Source organism: Pseudomonas cyclaminis (assembly GCF_015163715.1).
GTDB classification, from domain to species: Bacteria; Pseudomonadota; Gammaproteobacteria; order Pseudomonadales; family Pseudomonadaceae; genus Aquipseudomonas; species Aquipseudomonas cyclaminis.
The window spans coordinates 1-1,542 of record NZ_JADDUM010000250.1; the positions used below are offsets into that span (position 1 = coordinate 1).

Annotated in this window: 2 protein-coding genes; one reads left to right on the forward strand and one right to left on the reverse strand. The window is 60.2% G+C overall.

Annotated features, from left to right (window positions below; all coding sequences use genetic code 11):
• Positions 1 to 263 (reverse strand): cupin domain-containing protein (locus tag IQK56_RS26505; RefSeq protein WP_482822469.1); only part of this gene is annotated, 263 nt, incomplete at its 3' end.
• Between the two features lie 133 nt (positions 264 to 396).
• On the opposite strand from IQK56_RS26505, the gene IQK56_RS26510 reads away from it, so the two are divergent.
• The gene (locus IQK56_RS26510; RefSeq protein ID WP_099584100.1) at positions 397 to 1,206 is read left to right on the forward strand and encodes a UDP-2,3-diacylglucosamine diphosphatase; all 810 of its coding nucleotides are present in this window, start codon (positions 397 to 399) and stop codon (positions 1,204 to 1,206) included.
• The last annotated feature ends 336 nt before the right edge of the window (positions 1,207 to 1,542 follow it).

Genomic DNA, 1,542 nt, shown 5'->3' on the forward strand with positions numbered 1-1,542 from the left:
GCGTCGGCATGTTCACCCAACGATTGCAGCACCCAATGCTCCGTGGGCACATCCAGTACCAGGCAGCGGCTGCCATCGCGACTGCCGCAGGCGTGGTGGGCGGAAAAGGGCAGCACCATCACGCTGCTTTCGCGCACCTGGCTGCCACGGCCATCGACTTCCAGGTCCAGATGACCGGACAGCCCGAACACCAACTGCGCATGGTCATGGCTGTGGGCGATGGGCGCTTCGAGGTAGTGGCGCAGCGTGAGGGTAGGGCTCATCGCGGTCTCCTGTGCAGGCCGCCAGTCTACAACGCTTCGCGGGGACAGGCGTTGTCATCAGACTGACGCACAGCTGTCATGGGCTATTAATCGCCAGGGCGCAAGCTCGCGAAAACAGCGTCGAGGGATGCCCATGACCAGTGCCGAGTTCACCAAGCCCAGCCGCAAGCAGCGCGTACGCACCCTGTGGATTTCCGACGTGCACTTGGGCACCCGGGATTGCCAGGCCGAACATTTGTCGCACTTCCTCAAGGGCTACCACGCCGACAAGGTGTATTTGGTGGGCGATATCATCGACGGCTGGAAAATGCGCGGCGGCATGTACTGGCCCCAGGCCCACACCAACGTGATCCGTCGCTTGCTGACCATGGCCAAGCGCGGCACCGAGGTGATCTACGTCACCGGCAACCATGATGAATTCCTGCGCCGCTATTCCAAACTGATCCTGGGCAATATCCAGTTGGTGGATGAGGCGGTGCACGTGACCGCCGATGGCCGGCATTTACTGGTGATCCACGGTGATCAGTTCGATGTCATCACCCGCTATCACCGCTGGCTCGCCTTCCTCGGCGACTCGGCCTACGAATTCACCCTCACGTTGAACCGCTGGTTGAATCACTGGCGTGCGCGGTATGGCTATGGCTATTGGTCGTTGTCGGCGTACCTGAAGCACAAGGTCAAAACCGCCGTGAGCTTTATCAGCGATTTCGAAGAAGCCATCGCCCACGAAGTGACCAAGCGTGAATTACATGGCGTGGTGTGCGGGCATATTCACCATGCGGAGATTCGCAAGGTGGGCGAGGTGGACTACCTCAACTGCGGGGATTGGGTGGAGTCGTGCACGGCGTTGATCGAGCACTGGGATGGGAGCATCGAGTTGTATCGCTTGGCGGATGCACAGGCGAAAGAGGCGTTGCTCAAGGCCGAGATGGTCGCGGGCTAGCGGTCAACGCAGTCTAAATGTGGGAGGGGGCTTGCCCCCGATGGCCATAGGTATCTACACAACTTCCCGCGGATGCTGAGTCTATGGCAAATGGGCTGTTGTGGTGAGCGGGCTTGCCCCGCGCTGGGTGGCGAAGCCGCCCTAAAACCAGGTGATCGGGTTCTTGCTGATGCTACGGGGGTGTTTGTTATTGGGGCCGCTTCGCAGCCCAGCGCGGGGCAAGCCCGCTCACCACAGGGTTAGGTGTCAGCCTTAGGAGTTGTGTAGATACCTATGCCCCGATGGCAGTGGATCAGTCAGCGCATTTGTTGCTGAAAGACTGCTATCGGGGGCAAG

Excerpts from the sequence above, each read along its gene's own strand:
- IQK56_RS26510 (WP_099584100.1), top strand. The coding sequence starts at position 397 with ATGACCAGTGCCGAGTTCACCAAGCCCAGCCGCAAGCAGCGCGTACGC.